Annotated in this window: 26 protein-coding genes and 1 pseudogene; 10 read left to right on the forward strand and 17 right to left on the reverse strand. The window is 57.5% G+C overall.

What is annotated here, in order from left to right; all coding sequences use genetic code 11:
- Position 1 precedes the first annotated feature (1 nt).
- The 6 genes from ACYVIA_RS03115 to ACYVIA_RS03140 form a co-directional block, all read right to left on the reverse strand.
- The gene (locus tag ACYVIA_RS03115) at positions 2–898 is read right to left on the reverse strand and encodes a phosphoribosylaminoimidazolesuccinocarboxamide synthase (protein WP_460837803.1); all 897 of its coding nucleotides are present in this window, start codon (positions 896–898) and stop codon (positions 2–4) included.
- Between the two features lie 72 nt (positions 899–970).
- Complete coding sequence (gene fba / locus ACYVIA_RS03120) at positions 971–2035, reverse strand: class II fructose-bisphosphate aldolase (RefSeq protein WP_460837805.1); 1065 nt, start codon at positions 2033–2035, stop codon at positions 971–973.
- A gap of 23 nt (positions 2036–2058) precedes the next feature.
- Positions 2059–3492 carry a pyruvate kinase gene (pyk, locus tag ACYVIA_RS03125; protein WP_460837806.1) on the reverse strand — a complete coding sequence of 478 codons (1434 nt, stop codon included), beginning with the start codon at positions 3490–3492 and terminating at the stop codon, positions 2059–2061.
- 62 nt (positions 3493–3554) lie between these two features.
- On the reverse strand, positions 3555–4745 hold the full coding sequence (locus ACYVIA_RS03130) for a phosphoglycerate kinase (protein ID WP_460837808.1): 1191 nt from the start codon (positions 4743–4745) through the stop codon (positions 3555–3557).
- 73 nt (positions 4746–4818) lie between these two features.
- The gene (locus ACYVIA_RS03135; RefSeq protein WP_460837810.1) at positions 4819–5142 is read right to left on the reverse strand and encodes an AzlD domain-containing protein; all 324 of its coding nucleotides are present in this window, start codon (positions 5140–5142) and stop codon (positions 4819–4821) included.
- On the reverse strand, positions 5139–5888 hold the full coding sequence (locus ACYVIA_RS03140; RefSeq protein ID WP_460837812.1) for an AzlC family ABC transporter permease: 750 nt from the start codon (positions 5886–5888) through the stop codon (positions 5139–5141). Before ACYVIA_RS03140 ends, ACYVIA_RS03135 begins: the two co-directional genes overlap by 4 nt.
- Before the next feature lie 210 nt (positions 5889–6098).
- On the opposite strand from ACYVIA_RS03140, the gene ACYVIA_RS03145 reads away from it, so the two are divergent.
- The 5 genes from ACYVIA_RS03145 (at position 6099) to ACYVIA_RS03165 (ending at position 9528) form a co-directional block, all read left to right on the forward strand.
- Positions 6099–7019, forward strand: a complete 921-nt coding sequence (locus tag ACYVIA_RS03145) for a branched-chain amino acid transaminase (protein WP_460837816.1) — start codon at positions 6099–6101, stop codon at positions 7017–7019.
- Positions 7020–7037: 18 nt separating this feature from the next.
- The gene (locus ACYVIA_RS03150) at positions 7038–7238 is read left to right on the forward strand and encodes a zinc-finger domain-containing protein (protein ID WP_460837818.1); all 201 of its coding nucleotides are present in this window, start codon (positions 7038–7040) and stop codon (positions 7236–7238) included.
- Between the two features lie 268 nt (positions 7239–7506).
- Positions 7507–7938, forward strand: coding sequence for a YybH family protein (locus ACYVIA_RS03155; RefSeq protein ID WP_460838690.1), 432 nt, complete (start codon positions 7507–7509; stop codon positions 7936–7938).
- Between the two features lie 10 nt (positions 7939–7948).
- Positions 7949–8899: a YheT family hydrolase gene (locus ACYVIA_RS03160; RefSeq protein WP_460837820.1), complete on the forward strand. Its 951-nt coding sequence runs from the start codon at positions 7949–7951 to the stop codon at positions 8897–8899.
- A gap of 26 nt (positions 8900–8925) precedes the next feature.
- Positions 8926–9528 (forward strand): DUF2946 family protein, encoded by a 603-nt coding sequence (locus tag ACYVIA_RS03165; RefSeq protein ID WP_460837823.1) that lies wholly within the window; start codon positions 8926–8928, stop codon positions 9526–9528.
- Between the two features lie 117 nt (positions 9529–9645).
- Here the strand turns inward: ACYVIA_RS03165 and ACYVIA_RS03170 are convergent, their stop codons facing one another.
- The gene (locus tag ACYVIA_RS03170) at positions 9646–11148 is read right to left on the reverse strand and encodes a M48 family metalloprotease (protein WP_460838692.1); all 1503 of its coding nucleotides are present in this window, start codon (positions 11146–11148) and stop codon (positions 9646–9648) included.
- Between the two features lie 95 nt (positions 11149–11243).
- Between ACYVIA_RS03170 and moaC the strand changes: the two genes are divergently transcribed.
- Positions 11244–11771 carry a cyclic pyranopterin monophosphate synthase MoaC gene (gene moaC / locus ACYVIA_RS03175; protein WP_460837824.1) on the forward strand — a complete coding sequence of 176 codons (528 nt, stop codon included), beginning with the start codon at positions 11244–11246 and terminating at the stop codon, positions 11769–11771.
- 210 nt (positions 11772–11981) lie between these two features.
- Here the strand turns inward: moaC and tfpZ are convergent, their stop codons facing one another.
- The 10 genes and pseudogenes from tfpZ to recA form a co-directional block, all read right to left on the reverse strand.
- Positions 11982–12740, reverse strand: a complete 759-nt coding sequence (tfpZ, locus tag ACYVIA_RS03180) for a TfpX/TfpZ family type IV pilin accessory protein (protein ID WP_460838693.1) — start codon at positions 12738–12740, stop codon at positions 11982–11984.
- Between the two features lie 153 nt (positions 12741–12893).
- Complete coding sequence (locus ACYVIA_RS03185; RefSeq protein ID WP_460837826.1) at positions 12894–13388, reverse strand: pilin; 495 nt, start codon at positions 13386–13388, stop codon at positions 12894–12896.
- 488 nt (positions 13389–13876) lie between these two features.
- A complete protein-coding gene (locus ACYVIA_RS03190) occupies positions 13877–14212 on the reverse strand; it encodes an FHA domain-containing protein (RefSeq protein ID WP_460837827.1) in 336 nt (111 codons plus the stop codon).
- A gap of 1 nt (position 14213) precedes the next feature.
- A complete protein-coding gene (locus ACYVIA_RS03195) occupies positions 14214–15035 on the reverse strand; it encodes a Stp1/IreP family PP2C-type Ser/Thr phosphatase (protein ID WP_460837829.1) in 822 nt (273 codons plus the stop codon).
- Between the two features lie 204 nt (positions 15036–15239).
- Positions 15240–16570, reverse strand: a pseudogene (locus tag ACYVIA_RS03200) (IS1182 family transposase).
- Positions 16571–16671: 101 nt separating this feature from the next.
- Positions 16672–17553, reverse strand: coding sequence for a succinate--CoA ligase subunit alpha (gene sucD, locus ACYVIA_RS03205; RefSeq protein ID WP_460837831.1), 882 nt, complete (start codon positions 17551–17553; stop codon positions 16672–16674).
- Between the two features lie 14 nt (positions 17554–17567).
- Entirely contained in the window at positions 17568–18734 is a 1167-nt protein-coding gene (sucC, locus tag ACYVIA_RS03210; RefSeq protein WP_460837833.1) for an ADP-forming succinate--CoA ligase subunit beta, read from the reverse strand.
- Between the two features lie 48 nt (positions 18735–18782).
- Positions 18783–19364: a DUF2889 domain-containing protein gene (locus ACYVIA_RS03215; protein WP_460837835.1), complete on the reverse strand. Its 582-nt coding sequence runs from the start codon at positions 19362–19364 to the stop codon at positions 18783–18785.
- A gap of 291 nt (positions 19365–19655) precedes the next feature.
- Positions 19656–20111 (reverse strand): recombination regulator RecX, encoded by a 456-nt coding sequence (recX, locus tag ACYVIA_RS03220; protein ID WP_460837836.1) that lies wholly within the window; start codon positions 20109–20111, stop codon positions 19656–19658.
- Positions 20112–20178: 67 nt separating this feature from the next.
- On the reverse strand, positions 20179–21222 hold the full coding sequence (recA, locus tag ACYVIA_RS03225; RefSeq protein ID WP_460837837.1) for a recombinase RecA: 1044 nt from the start codon (positions 21220–21222) through the stop codon (positions 20179–20181).
- A gap of 238 nt (positions 21223–21460) precedes the next feature.
- Here recA and ACYVIA_RS03230 point away from each other — a divergent pair, with 238 nt between their 5' ends.
- Genes ACYVIA_RS03230 through ACYVIA_RS03245 form a run of 4 tightly spaced genes read left to right on the forward strand, consistent with a single transcriptional unit; the run spans position 21461 to position 26038 of the window.
- The gene (locus tag ACYVIA_RS03230) at positions 21461–22171 is read left to right on the forward strand and encodes a response regulator (protein WP_460837839.1); all 711 of its coding nucleotides are present in this window, start codon (positions 21461–21463) and stop codon (positions 22169–22171) included.
- A gap of 9 nt (positions 22172–22180) precedes the next feature.
- Positions 22181–23731, forward strand: a complete 1551-nt coding sequence (locus ACYVIA_RS03235) for a sensor histidine kinase N-terminal domain-containing protein (protein WP_460837841.1) — start codon at positions 22181–22183, stop codon at positions 23729–23731.
- Entirely contained in the window at positions 23731–24009 is a 279-nt protein-coding gene (locus tag ACYVIA_RS03240) for a DUF4212 domain-containing protein (RefSeq protein WP_460837843.1), read from the forward strand. The genes ACYVIA_RS03235 and ACYVIA_RS03240 overlap by 1 nt, the downstream gene beginning before the upstream one ends.
- A complete protein-coding gene (locus ACYVIA_RS03245; protein WP_460837845.1) occupies positions 24002–26038 on the forward strand; it encodes a sodium:solute symporter family protein in 2037 nt (678 codons plus the stop codon). Before ACYVIA_RS03240 ends, ACYVIA_RS03245 begins: the two co-directional genes overlap by 8 nt.
- Positions 26039–26122: the final 84 nt, after the last annotated feature.

Here is a 26122-nt window from a genome sequence, read left to right on the forward strand (position 1 = left end):
GTCAGTCCTTCAGCGTTTCGCCAGTCAGGCGCTGCAGCGCCTCGCGGTATTTTGCACCGGTCTTCTCGATCACATCAGCAGGAAGCGCTGGTGCGGGTGCAGTCTTGTTCCAGTCCTTTAGCGTTTCGAGGTAGTCGCGCACAAACTGCTTGTCGAACGACGGCGGCGACATTCCCGGCGCATAGGAATCTGCAGGCCAGAATCGTGAGGAATCGGCAGTCAGCACTTCGTCCATCAGGTGCAGCGTGCCGTTCTCGTCCAGACCAAATTCGAACTTCGTGTCCGCAATGATGATGCCGCGCGTCGCAGCATAGTCCGCAGAGGCCTGGTAGAGCTTGATGCTGACGTCGCGCATCTTGGCAGCGAGTTCCTTGCCGATGCGGTTTTCCATTTCGGCAAAGCTGATGTTCTCGTCATGCTCGCCAATGTCTGCCTTCGCCGCCGGCGTGAAAATCGGCGTTTCCAGCTTGTCAGCCTGGCGCAGGCCTTTCGGCAATGCGATGCCGCAAATGGCGCCCGTTGCCTGATAGTCCTTCCATCCGGAACCGATGATGTAACCGCGCACGACTGCCTCTACCAGGATGGGCTTGAGACGCTTGGCGACGACCGCGCGGCCGCGCACTTGGTCAGCCTCGTCCGCCTGCACCACAGTTTCTGGATCAATACCAGTCAGGTGGTTCGGGACGATATCGCCCAGCTTCGCAAACCAGAAATTGGACATCTGGTTCAGCACCTTGCCCTTGCCGGGAATTGGTTCGTTCATCACGACGTCGAAAGCAGACAGGCGGTCCGTTGTAACGATCAGGATCTTGTCGTCGCCGACGGCGTAATTGTCACGAACCTTGCCGCGACCAAGCAGCGGAAGGGATTTGATGTTGGACTGGTAAAGGCTGTTCATGGGGCTTTCCAAAAAAGCTAAACCGGCGGGTGTGGTGCACGCCGCCGGTCGGTTTGTTTCCGAAGCTAAATTTTACTGCACGATCTGGGCCAGTTCACCCTTCTTGTATTTCTCCGCCATTTTTTCCAGCGTGATCGGCTTGATCTTGGCCGCCTGGCCTTCGCAGCCGAACGCGAGATAGCGCGACTTGCAAATCTGCTTGGCAGCTACGCGGGCAGGCTTCAGGTAGTCGCGCGGGTCGAACTTGGACGGATTCTCGAACATGTAGCGGCGGATCGCAGCCGTCATTGCCAAGCGGATGTCGGTGTCGATGTTGATCTTGCGCACGCCGTGCTTGATGCCTTCCTGGATTTCCTCGACCGGCACGCCGTAGGTTTCCTTCATGTCGCCGCCGAACTGGCGAATCTCCGCCAGCAGTTCCTGCGGAACGGAAGAGGAACCGTGCATCACCAGATGCGTATTCGGAATGCGCGCATGGATTTCCTTGATGCGCTGGATCGCGAGGATGTCACCGGTCGGCTTGCGCGAGAACTTGTAGGCGCCGTGCGAGGTGCCGATAGCGATTGCCAGTGCGTCGCATTGGGTCTGCTTGACGAAGTCGGCGGCCTGGTTGACGTCAGTGAGCAATTGCTCACGGGTCATCGTCCCTTCTGCCCCGTGACCGTCTTCTTTGTCGCCCTTCATGGTTTCCAGCGAGCCGAGCACGCCCAGTTCCGCTTCGACCGTCACACCGATCGAGTGCGAGAACTTCACCACTTCGCGCGAGACGTCGACGTTGTATTCGTAGCTGGCAACCGATTTGCCATCTTCCATCAGCGAGCCGTCCATCATCACCGACGTGAAGCCGGACTTGATGGCTGCCATGCAGACTGCGGGCGACTGGCCGTGGTCCTGGTGCATGACGACCGGAATGTGCGGATAGGCTTCCACAGCAGCTTCGATCAAGTGGCGCAGGAAAGCTTCGCCGGCGTACTTGCGGGCGCCTGCGGAGGCTTGCATGATCACCGGCGCGCCGACTTCATCGGCAGCCTGCATGATGGCCGTGACTTGCTCCAGGTTGTTGACGTTGAATGCGGGCAGACCGTAGCCGTTTTCGGCAGCGTGGTCGAGCAGTTGGCGCATGGATACGAGAGGCATATCAATTCTCCAAAACAATGAAATTAGTATTCGCCGATCTTCATGATCTTCAGGGCATTCGTTCCACCGACTTGGCCCATGGGCTCACCCCAAGTGACGACAATCATGTCACCTTTCTGCACCACGCCTTTGGCGAGAAGCAAATCCTGGGCAGCTTTCAGCACGGCTTCGCGGTCGACGGAATGCGCCAGCTCAAAGGTCGTCACATTGCGGTACAGCGCAGCCTTGCGTTGCGTTTGCAAGCTCGGGGTAATGGCATAGATCGGGATGTCGATGCTATGGCGGCTCATCCACAGCGCGGTTGAACCGGACTCGGTCAGCGCAGCGATCGCCTTCACACGCAGATGATGCGCGGTGAAGAGCGCTCCATAGGCAATGGATTGGTCAATCCGGGTAAACGTCGCATTCAGGAAATCGGCATCCAGTTTAACCACGTCGGACTTCTCTGCCTCCATGCAGATTGCCGCCATTGCTTCGACAGTTTCCACCGGATACTTGCCGGAAGCGGTCTCGGCGGAGGTCATCACCGCATCGGTGCCGTCCAGTACGGCATTGGCCACGTCGGACACTTCGGCACGTGTCGGGACCGCATTGAAGATCATCGATTCCATCATCTGCGTCGCAGTGATCGTCACCTTGTTCGACGCGCGCGCCATCTTGATCATGCGCTTTTGCAGCGCCGGCACGGCGGCATTGCCGACTTCAACAGCGAGGTCGCCGCGGGCGACCATGATGCCGTCGGATACATCGAGGATTTCCTGCAACGCGGGGATCGCTTCGGCGCGCTCGATCTTTGCAATCATCAGCGGCTTGTGCCTAGTCGTTTCGCCGGCGATATTTGCCAGTTGGCGCGCCATCACCATGTCAGTCGCGCTCTTGGGAAATGACACGGCAATGTAGTCGGCCTGGAAGCTCATCGCGGTCTTGATGTCCTCCATGTCCTTGGCCGTCAGCGCCGGAGCGGAGAGACCGCCACCCAGGCGGTTGATGCCCTTGTTGTTTGACAGCTCGCCGCCGATCTTGACCGTCGTATGGATTGCACTGCCGACGACGCTGTCCACCACCAGCACGATGAGACCGTCGTTGAGCAACAGCACGTCGTTCGGCTTAAGGTCGCGCGGCAATTCCTTGTAGTCGAGACCGACTTGCGCCTGGTTGCCAAGTTCGCAGTTGGCGTCGAGTATGAACTTGCTGCCATTCTCGAGGAAGATTTTCCCGCTCTCGAATTTTCCGATACGGATCTTCGGCCCTTGCAGGTCAGCCATGATGGCGACTTCGCGCCCACACTCAGCCGCTGCCTTGCGCACCATCGCTGCGCGGTCGATATGATCCTGCGCCTTCCCGTGCGAAAAGTTCAATCGAACGACGTTTACACCGGCGCAGATCATCTTGTTGAGAATCTCCGGCTCGCTCGATGCGGGGCCGATGGTGGCAACGATTTTTGTAGCTCTGATCATGTGAGAACCTTAACGGAGCGGCACATCGTGGCGCGAACGGGCGCGCCACGCCACAACTCGACTTATTTTGCGCGCTGCTGGAGGATGTCGACAGCGGGCAGTGTTTTGCCTTCCAGGAACTCCAGGAATGCCCCACCGCCAGTCGAGATATAGCCGACCTTGTCAGCAATGTTGTACTTCGCAATTGCGGCGAGCGTGTCGCCACCGCCAGCAATCGAGAAGCCTTTGGAGTTTGCGATCGCCATCGCGAGCGTCTTGGTACCCTCGCCGAACTGGTCGAACTCGAATACGCCCACCGGGCCATTCCAGACGATGGTGCCGGCGCCCGCAATCTGCTGTGCAAGCTGCGCTGCCGTCTTCGGGCCGATGTCGAGAATCATGTCGTCGTCTGCAACGTCCTTCACATCCTTGACCGTCGCCGCCGCAGTGGCGGCAAACTCTTTCGCGCAAACGACATCAACCGGGATCGGCACGGATGCGCCACGCTTGGCCATCATGTCGATGATCGCCTTGGCTTCGCTGACAAGGTCAGCCTCTGCGAGCGACTTGCCGATCTTGAGGCCGGAGGCGAGCATGAAGGTATTGGCAATGCCGCCGCCGACGATCAGGTTGTCCACCTTCTCGGCAAGCGTCTTCAGGATGGTGAGTTTGGTAGAGACCTTGGAGCCCGCAACGATTGCTGCGAGCGGGCGTGCAGGCTGGCCCAGTGCCTTGCCCAGCGCGTCGAGCTCAGCCGCCAGCAGCGGGCCGGCGCAAGCGATCGGGGCGAATTTCGCGATGCCATGCGTCGTTGCTTCTGCACGGTGCGCTGTACCGAAGGCATCGTTGACATACACGTCGCACAGCTTGGCCATCTTCTGCGCAAGCTCGTCGCTGTTCTTCTTTTCGCCCTTGTTGACGCGGCAGTTTTCCAGCAGCACGACCTGACCAGGAGCAACATTGACGCCATCCACCCAGTTCTGCTTCAGCTCCACTGGCTTGCCGAGCAACTCCGACAGGCGCTTCGCGATCGGTGCGAGCGAATCTTCCGGCTTGAATTCCCCTTCGGTCGGACGGCCAAGATGCGACGTCACCATCACGGCAGCGCCAGCCTTCAGCGCCTGCTCAATGGCAGGTACGGAAGCACGGATGCGGGTATCTTCGGTGATGTTGCCTGCATCATCCTGCGGCACGTTGAGATCGGCACGGATGAAAACGCGTTTGCCCTGGAGTTGGTTGCTTGCGATGAGGTCGCTCAATCGGTTGAATTGCATGGCTGCCAGACAAGAATTGAAAGAATGGAAAAACGCTTATTCTACCGCAGGCCAACTCGTCCAAGAACGGTTTTCATATGATGGCGCGCAGCAAACCGTACATTGCCATTCCGGCCACAATAGTCCCCAAGAGGTGCCGCGTGACAAGAAAGAATGCTGCTGCGCCGACACCAGCAATCAGCTTGGGATTGGCCCATGTCAAATGCAGTGCGCCGTCAGACAGCAAGAGATCCGGCGCGACAATGGCAGCCATCGCCGCTGCCGGCGCATAACGCAGTGCATGCTGGAGCTTGGGCGGCAACTTGACCGCATGGCCGAGAAAGAAGAACGAGCTTCGTGTCAGAATCGTGGCCAAGGTCAAAAGGACGATTGTCAGCCAGAGATCGGTCGCACTCATGCGCTGTCCTTTTTCCTGTCGAGATAGGTATCCACAATCATCGCCACCGCCATACCGCTCACGACAGCAACCAGCAACCCCAGCCGATACGGCAACGGTGCAGCCGCGATCGCCACCACACTGGCAACGACAACACCGACGAGTGCGGCCGCATTGATAATCAGCGGAATCGTGATTGCCAAGAGTGCAAGCGTGCCCGCAAAGCCGATCCCCCAGCTCTCAGGAATCTGGCTTGCCAGCAGGATCCCGGCAACCGAGCCGGCCTGCCATACGCACCAGTTGAGGTAACCGATCCCCTTGAAATAGGAGACCTTTCCCTTTGTCTGATGAATTGTCTCCGCCGGGAAACGCTGAGGGAAAAGCGCCATGGTGATATCGGCATTGAAGTATCCATGCCAGACGCGCCGGTACCATGGCAGGTGGCCGAAATGCGGTCCGATTGCAGCAGCGAAAATCACGAATCGCAGGTTCACGACCATCGCCGTGACGAACACGACCCAGATCGGCACATTGGCAGCGATCAGTGGAAGCGAGGCAAGCTGCGCAGAACCGGCAAAAACCAGGAACGTCATCCCGAGGGCTTGCCATATCGTGAGCCCGGACTTCACCATCGCCATGCCGGTTACCATTGCCCACGCGAAGATACCCGGCATCGTCGGAGCGCATGCCTTGACGCCTTCCAGGAAGGCCCGTTTTTCGAGGTCGATCAGATCAGGGGAAATTGAACTGCTTTGTGAAATGCTCATGAGTCCACGACGTAAAACCGAGGCTTTTATGCCCCTTCATATTTGATTGACAACAAACGGGAAGCGGCAGGGAAAAGCTCTCGTACAGCGTCGCGCACAGCTCGTTGAAATGGCATGCCAAAGGCGAATGCGACATTCTACAGATGAATTTTCGAGCACGTTGGAATCCGCTAGAATCCAACCTTTGCAACAACTTTTGGAGACTCGAACATGTCCATGGCCGACCGCGACGGAAAGATCTGGAAGGATGGCGAACTGATTGACTGGCGTGATGCGACCGTGCACGTGCTGACCCACACGCTGCATTACGGCATGGGCGTCTTCGAGGGTGTGCGCGCCTACAAGACCGACAAGGGCACGGCGATTTTCCGACTCAAGGAGCACACGCAGCGCCTGTTCAACTCCGCGAAGATTTTCCAGATGAAGATCCCGTTCGACATGGAGACCATCATCGAAGCGCAGCGCCAGGTCGTGCGCGAGAACAAGCTCGAGTCCTGCTACTTGCGTCCGCTGGTCTGGATTGGCTCGGAGAAGCTGGGCATATCCGCCAAAGGAAACACGATTCACGTCGCGGTCGCCGCATGGCCGTGGGGCGCCTACCTCGGCGAGGATGGCCTGAACAAGGGAATCCGCGTCAAGACTTCTTCGTTTACTCGCCACCATGTCAATGTGTCGCTCGTGCGCGCGAAAGCCTGCGGTTACTACATCAACTCCATTCTTGCGAACCAGGAAGCGCTTTCTGACGGCTACGATGAAGCGCTGCTGCTGGATACCGACGGCTACGTGTCGGAAGGCTCCGGCGAAAATGTGTTCATCATCAAGAACGGCAAGATCTACACGCCGGATCTCGCTTCATGCCTGGACGGCATCACGCGCGATGCGGTCCTGACGATGGCCCGCGACCTCGGCATTGAAGTCATTGAAAAGCGCATCACGCGCGATGAGATGTACTGCTGCGACGAAGCCTTCTTCACCGGCACCGCCGCAGAAATCACGCCGATCCGTGAACTGGACAATCGTCAGATCGGCGAAGGCAAACGCGGCCCGATCACGGAAAAGCTGCAGTCGCTGTTCTTCGATGTGGTCGCCGGCAAGGCTCCACAGTATGAGCACTGGCTCACCCTGGTTTAACTCCTCCTGGAAAATCCCATGACACAAGCAAAAGCAAGCATGAGTTACGTCGAACTGGACGGCGACGACCTTCCCGCCTATTGTCCCAATCCGGCCATGCCGATCTGGTCGTCCCACCCGCGCGTATTTATCCCGGTCGATCATCACGAGGATGGAAAGTGCCCGTATTGCGGCACGGTATATCGGCTCAAGCCGGGTGCAGTGGTGAAGGGGCATTAAGTAAATAAGCAAAGACGATCAAGGTAGCGCTGCATAGTGCTGCAAATACAAGCGGGCCGGCGTATCGATACGCCGGCCCGCTTTGCTTATCCCGTCGCTCGTCCCGTCTTCAGTCCGTGGCCAGTCCTTCTTGCAGCACGCATCACCGGCCGGTTATCGCATTGACATCGTCATTAGCGCCCTTACTCTATACTGTTCACGTTCATCGAATGCAGATCCCGCAGCGGATCACATGAATTATTCCAATTGGAAAGAAGAGCCCATACCCATGCCGACGCTAAACAACATCCCGGAAACCCCGGAAGAAACAGAGGCCGCATTCTATGAGGCAATCAGCCGTGCCGATGTCGATGCCGTGATGGCCCTGTGGGCAGAAGATGACGATATCGTATGCATCCATCCGGGTGCGCCGCGGCTTGTGGGGCATTCCTCGATTCGTGCCGCATGGGAATCGATCTTCGAAAAAGGCGGCGTGCATATCCGCCCCGTCCAGCTGCACGTCACGCAAAACATGATGACCTCGATTCACAACATCATTGAAGAGGTCCATCGCACCGCATCGCGCCAGCAAGATATCCACATTCTCGCCACGAACGTCTACATGAAGACGCCCCGTGGCTGGCGCATCGTGACGCATCATGCCTCTGTCGTGCCTGGTGAAGCGCCCGCGGACATCAGCGTATCGGCCCTCTTGCATTGAACCGGCATCGATGAAGTACACGGCCCCCTCCTGGCTGCCCGGTGGGCATCTGCAAACGATCTACCCTGCCACATGCATCGCCAGGCCGAAGGTCGCCTATCGGCGCGAGCGATGGCAGACGCCGGACGGCGATTTCATCGACATTGATTTCGTCGACGGGACTCCGGGGCAGCCGTTTGTCGTCCTCTTCCACGGCCTGGAGGGCTCATCCGACAGCCATTACGCACGCTCACTCATGTCCAGGGTCAGCGCAATGGGCTGGTCGGGTGCAGTTCCACATTTTCGCGGCTGCTCGGGAGAACTCAACCACGCGCCGCGCTTTTATCATTCCGGCGATGCAGTGGAAGTGGATTGGGTAGTCCGACGCCTCCATGCCGAGCGCCGCACATCTGGCGGAAAATTCTACGTCTGCGGTGTCTCCCTCGGTGGCAACGCCTTGTTGCGCTGGCTCGGCGAGTCGCAGCATCAGGCCGATATCGTCGATGCCGCCTGCGCCATTTCTGCACCGCTCGACCTCGCCAGTGGAGGTGCGGCACTGTCGCGCGGGCTGAACATGGTGTACACCCGCATATTTCTGCAAACACTCAAGCCGAAGTGCCTGCAAAAGCTGAAACAGTTTCCGCAATTGTTTGACCGCGAAACCATGCTGCGTGCGCGAAACCTTTACGAGTTCGACAATATCGTCACTGCGCCCTTGCATGGTTTTCGCGATACGGATGACTATTGGCATCGCGCCAGTGCAAAGCATGTGCTATCGGATATCACCGTACCTACGCTCGTGCTCAACGCAAAGAACGATCCGTTCTTACCCGCGCAGCATTTGCCGCTAACGGCCTCGGCACGCGTCACACTGGAGTATCCTGAACAAGGTGGCCACGTCGGCTTTGCCGTAGGCGGCCTGCCGGGACGTATCGACTGGCTGCCTCAACGCATGCTGCATTTCCTGCAGGCCGCGAGTTGAAGGATCGGAACACATGGACATGCAAAATGGATGAGATCGTCAAACAGGCCATGGCGAAATGGCCAAATGTCCCGCACTGCTATGGCTGGCTTGCGCTGGATGCCCGCGGCAACTGGCGCATGTGCGACGAACGTACTCAGGCACTGAAGCTCGCCGGGGACAAAATCACCAATCCGGCACTTGTTGGTTTCATCAATCGCAATTACCTGCATGACGCCCAAGGCCGCTGGTACTTTCAGAACGGCCCCCAGCGGGTGTATGTCAATCTGGAAGCGACACCCTACATCGCCCGGACCGATGCGACAGGCAGCTTCATCCTCCACACCGGTGAAGCCCTTTCGTCATTTGATTCCGCATGGCTCACGGAGACTGGCCAGTTGCTGGTGCAGCGCGGTGAGGTTGTCGCGCTGATGGACGACCGGGATATGGCGCAATGTCTTCCGCGGCTCTGCATTTCTGGAAAACCTGCCAGCGAAGATCAACTCCTGGCATGGCTTGAGCAGCCGGATCGTGTCCCGGACCTTGCCTTCGATTACGCCGGCAAACTTCTTCCTGTTCGCCCGATCCGGCGCGACGCCGCAGCGAGCCAATTTGGATTCATGACGGCACCTCAGCCCGACGCGACCTGAATCGCTCAGGCCGCCCTGTTGGGAACGACCGGGAAATGGCCGATGGCAATCGACGTGATTGTACGGTGGGGACGCTGGAGAGACAGCAACGCTGCAGCGGCATTGGCTTGGATGCCATCAGGGTTCCTGACGACCTTCCTTCAACTCCTCGAGCCAGCGCGCCTTGAACTCACGTTCACGCGCATCGATGACTGCCTGATCGTAAAACGAAGCGTCCGACGCCCGGCGTGCAATCCCCAACTGGTCGATTGCCGCCGGCAGGCTTCCCTTCAGTGCGTAGGATTCGGCGAGCGCAAGGTGCTGCAAAGCCTGCTTTCCCTGCGCCGCATAGGCCTTGGCCAGCATGTCCTGCAACTTTGGCTCTTGGCGATACAACTGCACTTGGTCCCGCAGATAGGCCACCGCATCGTCATAACGCCCCGCCGCCATCAACGCATCTGCGTACTGGCGAGCGATACCTCGGGACAGCGGAAATCTGGCCCGCGCCGACTCTGCCTCTTTCAGCGCTTCTTGCACATCATTTGAAGCAAGTCTGATATCGATCCCGAGACTCGTCAGCACCGGATTATGGACAGGTGCAGACGGTCCTTGTGCCGCCGCATACGCATCCCGCAGCAACTCCTGCGCCTTTGCGTGCGCCCCCTGCCTGAAGGCGATAAAGGCCTGACCATATTTCGCCCCAGCCACCTGGGCACGATTCTTCTGATGCAGTTGCGCCTCGAATGCAGAGTTTGCGCTTCGCAATCCCTGTGGAGATAGGTCCTGCAGTACTCGCACTCGTGCGCGAATCAAATGGAAGTCGAGACTGTCGGCACGCTGCCGGTAACGCTGGTCTCGCGTCCTTGCTTCGATGTCCGCGATCCGCTCCGTCGTCAGCGGATGCGAGCGCAGATAGACTGGCGCGGAATCTGTGTACGCACGCGTCGCCGTCTGCATCCGCCCGAAGAAGGCAATCATCCCTGCCGTTTCGAAACCTGCCTCCTTCATGATCTGCAACCCGATACGATCGGCTTCACGTTCGGCATCGCGGCTGAAATTCAACTGTCGCTGCAGAGCCATCCCCTGCCCGCCAAGCAGCAGCGCCGCCGACGCATCCGGACTCGACCGCGCAGCAAGCGCGGCGAGAACTGCGCCGGCCAGTGGAATCAGCGAATCCTGCCGTTGCTTGCCCAGCATCCGCGCAATATGCCGCTGCGCGACGTGCCCGATTTCATGCGAGAGAACGGAAGCCAGCTCGGACTCATTCTGCGCCGCAAGGATCAACGCAGAATGCACACCGATAAATCCACCAGGCAACGCAAACGCATTCAGTATCGGGTCGCGCACAGCGAAGAAGAAGTAGTCATAGTCGGCTTCGCCACGTGTTTCCGGGCGAACGGAGAGTAGACTGACGCCGAAATTGTTCAGGTATTCAGTAACAGGCGCATCGTCCAGATAATCCCGGTCGCGCCGGATGCTATGCATGATCTGCTCACCCAAGCGGCGCTCCATGAGCGGCGAAAGGGCTTCGCGCTCGGTGTCGCCCAGGCTGGGGAGGTTTTGAGCCCCGGACACCGAGGGTTGAACGGAAAATGAAATTGCTGACGCAATAGCAACGACCACAATACGGGCACGGCGCATTATCGAAAGTGGAATGAGCTGAATGGATTTGGATTTCACGGTGCTATGATACCCCTCCACTGACAATCACTACGAAACCATTGCAGGCAAAGACCATGGCAAGCGAAAACGAAAAAGAGATGAGCGCCCCTCCTAATGACAGCTTGACGCATTTCGACGCAACGGGGCAAGCGCACATGGTTGACGTGGGCGCAAAGAGCGATACGCGCCGTATTGCAGTGGCGACAGGAGCGATTCGGATGAAAAAAGAGACACTGGACATTATTCAGTCCGGCACGGCGAAAAAGGGGGATGTCCTCGGGATTGCGAGAATCGCGGCGATCATGGGGGCGAAAAGAACGAGTGATCTGATTCCGCTTTGTCATCCGCTGGCAATCACGCGCGTGACAGCCGAATTTGAGGTCGACACGGCGCAGTTGCAAGTCATTTGCACGTCGCAAGTTGAAACTTACGGCAAGACCGGGGTGGAGATGGAGGCACTAACCGCCGTACAGATCGGGCTGCTTACTATTTATGATATGTGCAAAGCAGTGGATCGAAGTATGGTAATCGAGAGTGTTAGGGTAACGGAAAAGCGCGGCGGGAAGTCTGGAGATTGGCAATTTCAGAACGGCACGAAGTAGAGCTGCAGTCAGACGTTCTGCGTGGTGAGGGTCTATTAAAAAGTCCCGGTGCACGACTTTCGGAAATTGCTCGCCGAACCGAATGGCGAACTGGTTGTTTGGCCGCCAGCGTCTAGGTGATAGACGGCATATGGTAGGCGGCACCTTCCAGTTTTTCTAGATATTACGGACCTGCATGTGCCCCTTGTGATAAGGCTCCGCCTTTTTCCCTTAAAAAGAGTCCAATGGAACAAAACCTACCACCTCGAGGGTTTGCGCATCAAGCAACACCGTCCAGAAGAACTTACGGCTGACAAGCGGCATACTCAACAGATTGTCTATGGAGCGACCGGTTTTTTTGAGCGCTTCGTCAATTGTCTTGGCATGATCCGGAAAGCGGGCGATTAATTCCGTTCCAGGTTTAGCTGACCTACGTACCCGGCTGGCCGCCTCCGGATAGGGCTGCCAAAGATCAGGCCGCGTGCCCAAATCCACCCCCTGCAACGCCGCTATAGTTGCCTCAGCACTCTCTGCCGCGCTGGTAAAAGGACGCACCGCCAACAATCCGTGTCCGAACATGGGCAACGTTGTCAATCCGACGGGGGCTTTGTGCAACAATTCTTCAGACACGTCCACTGCGTGTACTACCCGGAAGCGATCCAGTTCAAACACTAGGTACACCGGACGTGCAACAAAAACCGTCCAAAGGCCATAACACAATGCAGCCAACTGCAGCAGAACGACTATCGATAAGTCGCGGCGCAATTCTTTCAACGGCTTGGTCTTGTTAAATATGGCAAAGGTTATGAGCGGCCCCAATATCACATCGACCACGACCAGCAACTTGAACAACTCGCGCCCGCCGGACACCTCGCTGTAAGGGTACGGGTACCAGACTGCAAATACCAAAGTCGCCGCCGAAATCCCTATCAGCAAACTTGCTAACAGGTGAATGGCCGCAGCATTGAAACGTTGTTTCCAATGAATCATGTTTATCACGATGCGTATCCTGTCGTGCCCTCAATTATTGCGGAACGGAACGGAACAATGAACATCAGGAATCCCCCTCGCCGCCATCGTATCGCCTTCAGAAATAGAAATGACCGCCGCAGCGGTCATTTCTATCAGCAAGATCAGACTAAATTAGCTGGTCGACTTGCAAGAACCCGGCAGGAATTTCGACGGCAACGGGTTGGTAGCAGCAGGACCGCACTTCCATTCGGTGATTGTCTTCTGACCGTCTGTGGTGCCGACCAGTGCGGTTGCGCCGACGTATGGCACCAAGGAGATGGCATTATGAGTTGCATCAATTTCGCTTGACCCCAAGTTGGCTTCGTTAGCGACGATGGTAATTACACCATTTTCATCGGAGGAGCCGGATGTCACCATCTTGGTTGCCGTTACGCTGCAAACTTCGGGCAGAATATCGGAAACGTCAGCACCCGTCGCATTTGAGACAGCATCAGTAATCCCGGTACGACATGTCGACGCCGCCAGTACGACTTCTGAAACGCGCGCACGCACCGTGTAATCCTGATAAGCCGGCAGAGCAACAGCTGCCAGAATACCGATAATCGCTACGACGATCATCAGTTCGATCAGGGTAAAACCTTGTTGGACTTTTTTCATGACTTTCATTTGCTTCTCCCTTTTTTGGAAATTTGGCAGCCTCCTGCCACGGTTCCTAATGAGCAATGACCGTGCCAGCCGGAAACCTGCGTATTAATGTGGGTTGCGAAACTTGGGAGTGATAGTTTTTGTCGACTCCATGACGCTTTTTGTCACTTCACGTTCGCCACGTTCTGGAGAGCTCGCTAGAACCACCCTAAATTGTCAGTTCTGTCCCAAGGTTGGACTTGGATCCCCGATTGTCACTATATTGATGTATCAGCGCGACGCAGCCCAAAACTGCTTCATCTTAGATTTCCTGTGCGCTCAATTTTTAAAAGCAATATTGTGTGCCGTCTCGTGCTTCCGGTAGCTTTTATATGTTTGCAAACAAAATTCTCGCTCGCCGCACTGTTGTCGAAGCTCGAAGAAACCGCGCCTCGCCGTCCGCCTCCCCGTAAAAAGTCAGAGGAGTGAATGCGTGACCGGGAGTGCACGTCGCCCTGCGCTCGTAGCAATCACCTCTCGGTCGAATCACGTAAGGGCAGCCGTACATAGCGCACGGTATAACGGCCCAACGCGACAAGATCACCATCTTGGAGAAAGTGTTTTTTGACCGGCTGCCCATTGACTTGCGTGCCATTCGTACTGTCCATATCTTCCAGGATCATTTCACCCTGCACGAACGTAATAGCCGCATGCTCACCGCTTATGGCCGGATCCTCGATCACCAGTTTGTTATAAGGTGCCCGTCCGATGGAAATGGTGCCCTCTTCGACGAGAAACTCATGTACGACACCTTCGGGGCTTGCGATGGCAAGGCGTGCAATTGCCTGCTGCGAGATCGGCTTCATTTTAAGAAATCCAGCTCCAGACGCGTCCCAGGAAACACGGCTGTTCTTGCTGCGATGATTGCAGGTTGATGAGAACGACTGATATGTTGTCATATCCTCCATTGTAATTTGCCTGCTTAACAAGGGACTCACATCGGGATTTCAAGGTGCCGGCTTGGCGGGACAGGATTTCTTCGATTTCCTCGGACATCAGCATGTCTGAAAGACCGTCCGAACACAGGAGATATACGTCATCCGGTTGTGCATCATAGTCATGAACTTCAACATCCATTTCGGCGTCAACACCGACGGCGCGCGTAACGAGGTTCTTGTTTTGTGCGAATCGAACCCATTTAGGTTCAATGAGGCCCGCATCAATCTGCTCCTGAAGCAAAGAATGATCCCTTGTGAGCTGTACTAACTTTCCAGCGCGATAGCGATATGCGCGTGAGTCGCCAACATGTGCGATCGTGATTCTGCCGTCGCGAATCACAGCGGCAACGATTGTTGTTCCCATGCCAGCGTATTTCGGTTGGGTGTCAGCGGCCTCCAAGACCGCCCCATTTGCAGCATGAATTGCTTCATCGAGCAGTTGTGCGATTGCTTGTACAGGACGCGAATCCGCGACCGCCGCGCGCGACCCTGCAAGCCTCCGCTCCAGTATTGATATAACGGCATCGACGGCAATGCGACTCGCAACCTCGCCCGCGCTGTACCCGCCCATACCGTCGGCAAGAATGGCGAGTCCATACTCCGGGCAGATTGCGACACAATCTTCGTTTTGAAGACGCACTCGCCCGGTATCTGTCTTCGCGGAGAATTCGAGGTTGACATCGTTGGTCATACACGAATTATACGTGTGCGCGCGTAGCTGGGCTGTATTGCTCAAGGGAGCTGCCAACGTCACCATTCGGCATGTCATTCATTAGCAATAGCTCCGCCGTACAAACCCGCGGAGCAGGAAAGACAGGGAGCCGAAGCTCCCTCAGACTGCTGACGAATCCCGTCTTTTTCGGAAGGTGGGGTTTTTTATTGTTCGCAGAAGCGATCAGGCGAGGGCGAGTTGCGCAGTCGGCGCGACAGTCGGTTTTTTGCCGAATTGCGTGCAACGCCAGTGCAGAGCCTGTGGTGCGGTCCACAGGTGCATAAATAGCGCAAACAATGACCGCAAAGCCTGCTCCAGCAGGCGCGCCATCTTCTTCATGTTCTGACACACTGCCACCAGCAGCGCTTGCGCGCGCACTTTCGCCAGCCCCCCACCCGGAAGCGGGCGTAGCGATGACCATGCAACTCCTTGGCATCGGCAAAGCTGCGTTCGACCGTTTCCTTGCGCCGCTTGTACAGCGCACGGCCCTTGTCGCTGAGCCGGTTGGTGGTGCAATAGGCGAGAAACTCGCCATTCGGGCACACGTAGCCATCGCGCTCGCGATCGTAGACATACTCGCGCTTGTAAGAATACCCGTCACGTTGATTCGGCCGACGATAGCCGATCACGCCGAAGATGCCGCGCTCGACCAGGCCCTTGCAGATGTGCGGCGTGAAATAGCCGGCATCCAGTCCCGTGACGGCCACCTCGAAGCCGAAACGCGCGCGCATGCGATCGAGTCGGCTCAGGTAGGGTTGGCTGTCGTGCACGTTGGCCGGTGTGACATGCGTATCGGTGATGATCGCGTGCACGCCGTCGACGGTGCGGTGATCCAGGTAAAAGAATCCGGTCGGCTTGCCGTCGCGCACCATGTAGCCGGCATCCGAGTCCACCGGGTTGACCTTGATGCCCTTGCTCGGCGGATCCTCGTCATCGGGCGGCAACGGCTTCTTGCCGTGTTCGGCGCGGTCGGCGCCGATGGAGGCATTGAGTTCGGCCAGGTACTCGGCCGGCTTCTGCTGCACCTGGTGCACATCGAAGCGATTCTTGTTGGCCGATGTCTTCAGGTGGGTGCTGTCGCTGTAGAAAACCCGGCCGCCGACTAAGCCGTGTTCGATCGTCTGCTCGACGATGGCATCGAAGATGAACTGCTCGATGTCGGTGCCGGCGAAGCGGCGCCGGCGGTTCTGCGACAGCGTGGACGCGTCGGGCACCTTGTCGGTCAGGCGCAGGCCCAGGAACCAGCGGTAGGCGACTTTGACGGTGATTTCGCGCACCAGTTGCCGTTCCGAGCGAATACCGAACAGGTAGCCGATGAACAGCATCTTGAACAGCATGACCGGATCCAGGGCCGGGAGGCCGTTGTCGGCACAGTACAGATGGGCTGTTTGTTCGCGGATGAAATCGAAGCGGATGTGACGGTCGATCAGGCGAAGAAGATGGTCCTTCGGAACCAGTTCTTCCAGCGTGACCATCTCCAGTTCGCGCTGGGCGGGCGTGGGCGTCTTGAGCATGCGCCATTAAAACAAAAACCCTCGCACTCGGCGAGGGTTTGTCAGCAGTCTGAGGGAGCCGAAGCTCCCTGTCTTTTCCTGCATCCTACTGCGCAGGATTGTTACAGCACCGACTTCAGCAAGCGCCCCATCTCGGACGGGTTCTTGGTAACCTTGATGCCGCAGGCTTCCATGATTTCCAGCTTGGCTTGCGCGGTGTCAGCGCCACCGGAGATTAGCGCGCCAGCATGGCCCATGCGCTTGCCCGGAGGAGCGGTGACGCCGGCGATGAAGCCGATCACCGGTTTCTTCATGTTGTCCTTGATCCAGTGAGCTGCGTTGGCTTCGTCCGGACCGCCGATTTCGCCGATCATGATGACTGCATCGGTGTCAGGATCGTCGTTGAACATCTTCATCACGTCGATGTGCTTCAGGCCGTTAATGGGGTCGCCACCGATACCCACTGCAGACGACTGGCCCAGACCGAGCGCGGTAAGTTGCGCAACAGCTTCGTAGGTCAGTGTGCCGGAGCGGGACACGACGCCGATGCGGCCTTTCTTGTGGATGTGGCCCGGCATGATGCCGATCTTGATTTCTTCAGGCGTAATCAGACCAGGGCAGTTCGGTCCAAGCAGCAAGGTCTTGCTGCCAGCCTTCTTCATCTTGTCCTTGACCATCAGCATGTCGCGGACCGGGATGCCTTCGGTGATGCAGATGGCGAGATCGAGCTCGGCTTCGACCGCTTCCCAGATCGCGTCAGCTGCGCCTGCCGGCGGAACGTAGATGACGGAAACGGTAGCGCCAGTCTTTTCCTTGGCTTCCTTGACGTTGGCAAAAATCGGAATGCCTTCGAAATCTTCGCCGGCCTTCTTCGGGTTCACGCCGGCGACGAAGCAGTTCTTGCCGTTGGCATAGTCACGGCAGCCGCGGGTGTGGAACTGGCCGGTCTTGCCGGTGATGCCTTGGGTGATGACTTTGGTGTCTTTGTTGATCAGAATCGACATGTTTCTTCCCTCAATTATTGTCCGTTGGCCGCAGCAACGACCTTCTGGGCTGCTTCTTCCATCGTGTCGGCGGAGATGATCGGCAGGCCGGATTCGGCCAGCATCTTCTTGCCGAGATCTTCGTTGGTGCCCTTCATGCGGACGACTAGCGGCACGCCAAGGGATACCGCCTTGGAGGCTGCGATCACGCCTTCAGCAATAACGTCGCAACGCATGATGCCGCCGAAGATGTTGACCAGGATGGCTTTCAGGCCAGGGTTCTTCAGCATGAGCTTGAATGCTTCGGTCACTTTCTCGGTAGTGGCGCCGCCACCAACGTCGAGGAAGTTGGCCGGCTCGCCGCCGAACAGCTTGATGGTGTCCATGGTCGCCATGGCCAGGCCGGCGCCATTCACCAGGCAGCCGATATTGCCGTCGAGGGAGATGTAGGCGAGGTCAAACTTGGATGCTTCGACTTCCGCCGGATCTTCTTCGTCGAGGTCGCGCATCGCGACGATTTCCGGGTGACGGAACAAGGCGTTGGCATCGAAATTGAACTTGGCGTCGAGGGCAATTACCTTGCCGTCGCCGGTCAGGATCAGCGGGTTGATTTCGGCCAGCGAAGCGTCGGTTTCCCAGTATGCCTTGTACAAGCCTTGCAGTTGCTTGCGCGCGTCGGCGATGGAGCCTGCGGGAACGCCAATCTTGGAAGCGATCGAATCGGCATCGGCGTCGGTCAGGCCGGTTGCCGGATCGATGATGACCTTGTGAATGAGCTCAGGGTGCTTTTCAGCGACTTCTTCAATGTCCATGCCGCCTTCGCTGGATGCCATCAACACCACGCGCTGGCTGAGACGGTCGGTGACCATCGACACATACAATTCTTTCTTGATGTCAGCGCCTTCTTCGATCAGGAGGCGACGCACCTTTTGTCCTTCCGGACCGGTCTGATGCGTGACGAGCTGCATGCCCATGATGGCATTTGCATAGTCCTTGACTTGGTCGAGCGATTTGGCGACCTTCACGCCACCGCCCTTGCCGCGACCACCCGCGTGGATCTGAGCCTTGACGACCCAGACCGGGCCTCCAAGAGTCTCGGCCGCCTTGACCGCTTCTTCAACGGAAAAGCACGGGATACCGCGCGGAACCGTCACTCCGAACTTACGGAGGATTTCTTTGCCCTGATACTCATGGATTTTCATGCGAGCTTCCCTTCAGACGCTTATTGGAAAAAACAAACTTGGTTGAAACTAACTGGATTCGGAGACTTCCTGAGGCTTAACCGCCCAGCGCGGATAATATTGCGCGACCGCTTCGCCATCGGTACGCAGGGCGTGACAGCGATCGAGTTGAAATGGTTTGTGACTTTGCTCATCCGTACTCGCGCCATCGCGAGTATCAATTACGTCACCGGCAAACGCCTGAATGACGGCCGTTGGGAGAACTTGGGCGAGCTCGGTCAAATGGGTGCAGCCCCGGATTCCCGACAATCGCTGGCGGACGCCCTCGCGGAAACCCTGCAGCAAATTGAGGCCGATCAGCTTCGTATAGGCGGGACCGATGGTGTCGCAGAAGCCAGGATACGGAACAGCGTCGGAAACAGCTTCCGCACTGACGATGCTCATCTTGGTATCAATGGTCAGCCGCAGCCAGAGATCGTGCAGTGGAGCTCCGGCCGGTCTGGTGCCGGAAGCGAGCGTGGTATCACGGGTTTTGATATCTGATATACGCGCGTCGATGTCCCACAAGCCATCGTCGCGCGCGAACGCTTCGACCTGGATTGCGCGCGTGTGCTTTAACGCACGGCGGGATGTCGGCGGTGATAAGGGCATAAGAACCGATGCCGGTGAGGCGGCCAGAAATAAGCCGCATTTGCGTGTCGCTGTCGCAGCTTCTACGACAACAGCCGCTCCTGCGGCGCTGCAAAAAACCTTGGAAGTGTAGCACAGGTCTTCTGCCGTTCGCCATGCTGATGTTTTGCTATGGCAACGCCTGGCTGACACACAGATTTGCGCAAATGGAGGGCAATTTCCAAGAGATGAGGAAACATAAACGCGCGGAATAAACGAGCGGATTGCCCCCCGCCACCAATCATGCGGCAACCGAGTACCAGTACTCACTAGTCAGTCGGTTATTTCGTCGGCATTTCTTATTGCCGCCTGTATCGCACTGTGTGAAAAGCCGCGCTGTTGCAAAAATCTCATTTGTTTTCCCCGCTCAGCAGCATCAGCGGGCGCATGGCCGAATTTCCTGCGCCAGACTTCCCGCGCCCGCTGCACTTCATCCTGGGTCAGGCTTGCCTTGATATCGCTGAGAGCTTCTCCATCGATGCCATGGGTCTGCAATTCAGACAAGATACGGTTGTTGCCAAACCGGGCGGCACGGCGATGCACCAGCGATTCAGAGAAACGGGATTGGGATAACAGCTTGGCGGATTCGAGCGCGTCGAGCAGAGCGTCGATATCATCGCCTTCCTGCGCATAACGGGAAAGCTTCCGGCTGAGCTCCAGCCGGCTATGCTCTCGTGCGGACAAATACTTCAGAGCCCGCGCCTTTAGACTCATTTGCAGCTTTGCCATGGTGTTCCAGCAGCGCGGGCTCCCTCACGTGAAGTATTCGGGATGTAAATAAAGGTTGATAACGGTCTTATTCGGCTTCGGCGACTGTCGGAGGCAACTCCCGCACACCGAGGGAAGCACGCACCTTGTTTTCAATTTCGCGTGCCAATTCCGGATGCTCTTTCAAGTAATTGCGTGCATTGTCCTTACCTTGGCCGATACGTTCGCCGTTATAGCTGTACCAGGCACCAGACTTTTCGACAATCTTCGCCTCCGAACCCAGGTCGAGAATCTCGCCCTCGCGCGACGTACCTTCTCCGTAGAGGATGTCGAAGTGCGCTTCCTTGAACGGCGGCGCAACCTTGTTCTTCACAACCTTGACCTTGGTTTCATTACCGATCACTTCATCACCGGACTTGATAGAGCCGGTGCGGCGAATATCCAGGCGTACCGATGCATAGAATTTCAGCGCATTGCCGCCAGTCGTCGTCTCCGGGTTGCCGAACATGACGCCGATCTTCATACGGATCTGGTTAATGAAGATCACCAGCGTGTTGGTACGGTTGATGCTGCCCGTCAGCTTGCGCAGCGCCTGGGACATCAGGCGTGCCTGCAGGCCCGGCAGGGAATCACCCATGTCGCCCTCGATTTCTGCACGAGGCGTCAACGCTGCCACCGAGTCGACGACCACGAGGTCGACGCTACCGGAGCGTACCAATGCATCGCAAATCTCAAGGGCCTGTTCACCGGTATCCGGCTGGGAGACCAGCAGGTCTGACAAATTGACACCAAGCTTCTGCGCATAAACGACGTCCAATGCATGCTCCGCATCGATGAATGCGCAGGTGCCGCCGAGCTTTTGCATCTCTGCAATTGCCTGCAGGGTCAGCGTCGTTTTACCGGAAGACTCCGGACCATAGATTTCGACGACGCGGCCGCGCGGCAGTCCACCGACGCCAAGTGCAATATCCAGACCGAGCGAGCCGGTCGACACCACTTGCACCTCCTCGGCGACGGCGCCATCGGCCATGCGCATTACGGAGCCTTTACCAAATTGCTTTTCGATTTGCGCCAACGCCGCAGCAAGTGCCTTGCTCTTTTCCGGGTTCTGCGCGGATTTCTTGTCATCCATAAATAGAATCTCTCGACGGTTAGATGGTTGGTCACTCGCGCAAGCCGATTGGCAAATTATTGCGAGTTGAATTTGACGTTACAATGCATACTGTATAAAAAAACAGTGCCGTATGCAAGCGCAAATTCCACTTCTTGAAAAAGCGCTCACAATGCAGATAAATAGGTGAAGGGCTTCGCCTTGCCGGTAGTAATGAAAAGAAATAGACTACGTAACAATCTGATTGCAGAGTGCCAGAATGCGTATCTTGCTTGCCGAAGACGATAGTGTACTAGCCGATGGACTAACGCGCTCCCTGCGGCAGTCAGGCTACGCAATCGATTGTGTAAAGAATGGGCTGGAAGCCGATTCAGCGCTGTCCACGCAGGATTTTGACTTGCTGATCCTGGACTTGGGCTTGCCGAAAATGGCCGGGCTTGAGGTGCTAAGGCGCCTTCGCGCACGCAACTCCCGCCTGCCGGTCCTGATCCTCACCGCAAGCGATTCAATCGAACAGCGCGTCAAGGGTTTGGACTTGGGGGCAGACGACTATATGCCCAAGCCGTTCGCCCTGTCCGAACTGGAAGCTCGCGTCAGGGCACTGACGCGCCGCGGCGCCGGGGGCGGCCCGACGGTAATCAAGCATGGCCCCCTCTCCTACGACCAGGTTGGCCGCATCGCCTACATGAATGACCAGATGCTGGACCTGTCGGCGCGCGAGCTGGGATTGCTGGAAGTGCTGCTCCAGCGGACCGGCCGCCTCGTATCGAAGGAACAGCTGGTTGACCACCTGTGCGAATGGGGCGAGGAAGTCAGCAACAACGCGATCGAAGTATATGTGCACCGCCTGCGCAAGAAGATCGAAGGTGGCGGCGTACGCATTGCGACGGTCCGTGGCCTCGGCTATTGCCTGGAGAAATATTCCGAGCCGAACGCACAAGGCACGACCAGCACTCCGGCTACGCCTTGACCTGGTTTCATGAGCAACGCCTATCGTCCGGATGCGAGCGCCTCCGCTACTTCCGACACACCTCCGCCATACACTTCAGTCGAGACCCAGCCTGAGGAACGTATCCAGCGCTCGCTGTTCGGCGAAATCCTGGACTGGATGCTGGTGCCACTGCTGCTGCTCTGGCCAATGAGCATCGCCGTCACCTATCTGGTGGCGAAATCAATCGCCAATTATCCTTTCGATCGCGCGCTGGATGACCGTGCAATCGTCGTTGCCCAGCAAGTCAAGGAAGTCAACGGCAAGATCGTGACGCAGCTTCCTGCCCCTGCGCGGGACATCCTGCGTGCAGACGACGTTGACTATGTCTATTTTCAGGTCCGCGGTCCGCATGGCGAATATATTGACGGTGATCGGGATTTGCCTCCTCCGCCAGTTGATGATGACAAGCAAGCAACGAGTTCAGTGCAGTTCCGAAACGAGACGGTGCGCGGAAGCGAGGTCCGGATCGCGTACATGCATGTGGATCTCCGACGCCCCCGCCAAGGGCGTACAACACAGCAGGAGCCACTGCTCGCCGTGGTGCAAGTGGCTGAAACCCTCGACAAGCGCGCCCATCTCGCCAATGAAATCATCAAGGGTGTGATCCTGCCGCAATTCATCATCCTTCCCATTGCGCTGGCACTGGTCTGGTTCGCCTTGTCGCGCGGACTATCGCCACTGGCGGAACTGCAGCAGCGCATACGGGCGCGACGTTCCGATGACCTGAGTCCGATCGAGCCCGGTCAGGTTCCCGAAGAGATTTCCCCCTTGGTACGCTCACTGAATGATTTGCTGGAGCGCCTGTCGCAAAGCATCGAGATGCAGAAGCGCTTCATTGCCGATGCCGCGCATCAGATGAAGACGCCACTGGCTGGCATGCGGATGCAGTCGGAACTGGCGCTGCGTGAAACCGACGCCGCCGAAATCCATCGCTCGCTGGAACAACTCGCCAAAAGCTCGGAATCCGCAACCCGGCTGGTCAACCAGTTGCTGGCGCTGGCGCGTACCGAGAACCAGACGCCGGAAGCGAAACCCTTCGTTCCGCTTGAGCTGTGCGAGCTGGCGCGCAATGTGGTCCAGGACTGGGTGCAAGCATCCTTCTCGCACCGCATTGACTTGGGTTTCGAGCAGCCGGGGCATCCGATCATGGTACGCGGTAACCCTGTGATGTTGCGTGAGCTGCTCAGCAACCTTGTCGACAATGCCTTGCGCTACACACCCCAAGGCGGATCGGTCACGGTGCGGGTGCGGGCAAATGCGATGGAAGACCAGGCAATCCTGGAAGTGGAAGACACCGGCCCCGGCATTCCGCCTGCGGAGCGCTCGCATGTTTTCGAACGCTTTTATCGCATTCTGGGTAGCAATGCGGAGGGTAGCGGACTCGGCCTGGCGATCGTGCGGGAGATCGCATTACAGCACGGCGCCAATGTTGAGATATTCAGCAATCCCCACTGCAATGATCCGAAATTCCCGGGCAGCTTGTTCCGCGTGACATTGCGTATGGAGCAGCGCCCCGAATTTATCGAGGATATAGGTTGATGCCGCACAACTCAGCAAAGGCCATGCACCATCGCGCCATGTACTGGCAGCGCACACGCCGCTTCACATTCACTCTGCTCGCGATCTGGTTTATCGCAACCTTCGGCATGATCTTCTTCGCGCGTGAGCTTTCGCACTTCAGCCTGTTTGGCTGGCCGTTTTCCTTCTATATGGCTGCGCAGGGACTGACCCTGCTGTATGTGGTTCTGGTCGCGCTCTACGCAAGGCGGATGCGCCGCCTCGACAAACAGTTGAACAACGACACGCGCAATGGCTAACTCTCCATTCTTCCGCCGGCTGGTCAATTACTACAGCCTCTATACAATCGGCTTTGTGATTTTCCTGGCGGTGCTCGCGATCTTGGAAAGGGAAGGCTTTCCTCGCGCATGGATCGGGTACATGTTCATTTTCTCGACCATCGTGCTGTATGCCGGCATCGGCGTCATCAGCCGGACCTCTGATGTGTCGGAATACTATGTTGCCGGCCGCCGCGTACCGCCACTGTTCAACGGCGCGGCCACTGCAGCCGACTGGATGTCCGCCGCAAGCTTTATCAGCCTGGCCGGCGGCCTTTATCTGATGGGATTTGACGGCCTGGCTTACATCATCGGGTGGACCGGCGGTTTTTGCCTCGTGGCGCTACTGATCGCGCCCTTCCTGAACAAATTCGGCCAATACACGATTCCCGATTTTCTGGCCGCCCGCTATTCCGGGCGTTACGGCAGCAATGTTGTCCGCATCCTTGCGGTAGCATTCACCATCCTCGTTTCGTTTACCTACGTGGTCGCGCAAATCTATGGCGTCGGCCTGATCACCTCGCGCTTTACCGGCGTCGATTTTTCGGTCGGCATATTCCTCGGATTGGCAAGTATCCTCGTCTGCTCCTTCCTCGGCGGCATGCGGGCAATCACCTGGACGCAGGTAACGCAGTACATCATCATGCTGATCGCCTACATGATCCCGGTGGTCTGGCTTTCCGTGAAGCACACGGACTTCCCGGTGCCGCAGGTAGCCTACGGATCGGCCCTGTCGAAGCTGAGCGAGCGCGAAAAGGAAATCGGCAATGACCTGATGGAGCAGCAGGTTCGGGCGATGTTTCGTCAGCGGGCGGAAGAATACGATGCGAGGATCAATGCATTGCCAAAGGCCTGGGAAGATGGACTCATGGAGGCGCGGCAGAATGTCGAAGACCTCAAGCGCAGCAATGCTTCGCTCATCGAGATCAAGGCCGCAAGCCGTGCGCTCGCCGACTATCCCAAGGACCCGGATGAAGCGCGGCGCAAGTGGCTGGACGCAAAGGCGCTGAACCTCGCGCGCGCCGAGCCCGTCGTGGCCCATACGACGCCATTCCCCGGCAAGACGGAAGAAGCGTCAGACAACAAGCGCAACAATTTCATGGCACTGGCGCTTTGCCTGATGATGGGGACCGCTGCGCTGCCACACATCCTGGTGCGCTTCTACACGACACCTACGGTGCCGCAGGCACGGCGGTCCGTGTTCTGGGCACTGCTCTTCATCATGCTCCTGTACATCACCGTGCCGGCACTGGCGGTACTGGTGAAGTACGATATCTATACCTCGCTCGTCGGTACCGAGTTCTCCAAGCTGCCCTCTTGGGTCTCCTACTGGGCAAGCGTGGACAAGATCAATCCGCTGGTGACCATCACGGACATGAACAAGGATGGCATCGTGCAGCTGGCGGAGATAGCCATGGATGGCGATATCGTGGTGCTGGCGACGCCGGAGATTGCCGGCTTGCCTTATGTGATCTCCGGCCTGATCGCTGCGGGCGGCCTCGCAGCGGCACTATCAACGGCAGACGGCCTGCTGCTGACGATCTCCAACGGACTATCGCATGACATCTACTACAAGACCGTCGATCCGGTAGCTTCGACGCAGAAGCGCGTCACGATCTCGAAGCTGCTGTTGCTCGTCGTGGCATTGGTCGCGGCTTACGCCGCCTCACTGAAGCCCGGCGACATTCTTTCGATGGTAGGCGCGGCATTCTCGCTGGCCGCATCAGCGCTGTTCCCCGCACTCGTATTAGGCATTTTCTGGAAGCGGGCGAACCAGCAAGGCGCAATCGCGGGGATGATCGCCGGCTTTGCCGTATGCGTGTATTACATGTTGCGAACCTATCCGGCGTTTGGCGGCACCGCACTTAACCAGTGGTTGGGCATTGCACCGATCTCTGCGGGTATCTTCGGTGTTCCGGCCGGCTTCCTGACCATCGGAGTGGTCAGTCTGATGACGTCCCGACCGGACCAGCGCACCGACGCACTCGTTGACCATATCAGGACCCCCTGATTGGCGGCATCGATTGAGCAAATGCTGGCCTGGCAGGGCAACGGCAGGGGCCCGTACTGAGTCTGCAAAGTAAAAACGGCCGCA

The sequence above is a fragment of the Noviherbaspirillum agri genome (genome assembly GCF_054780595.1).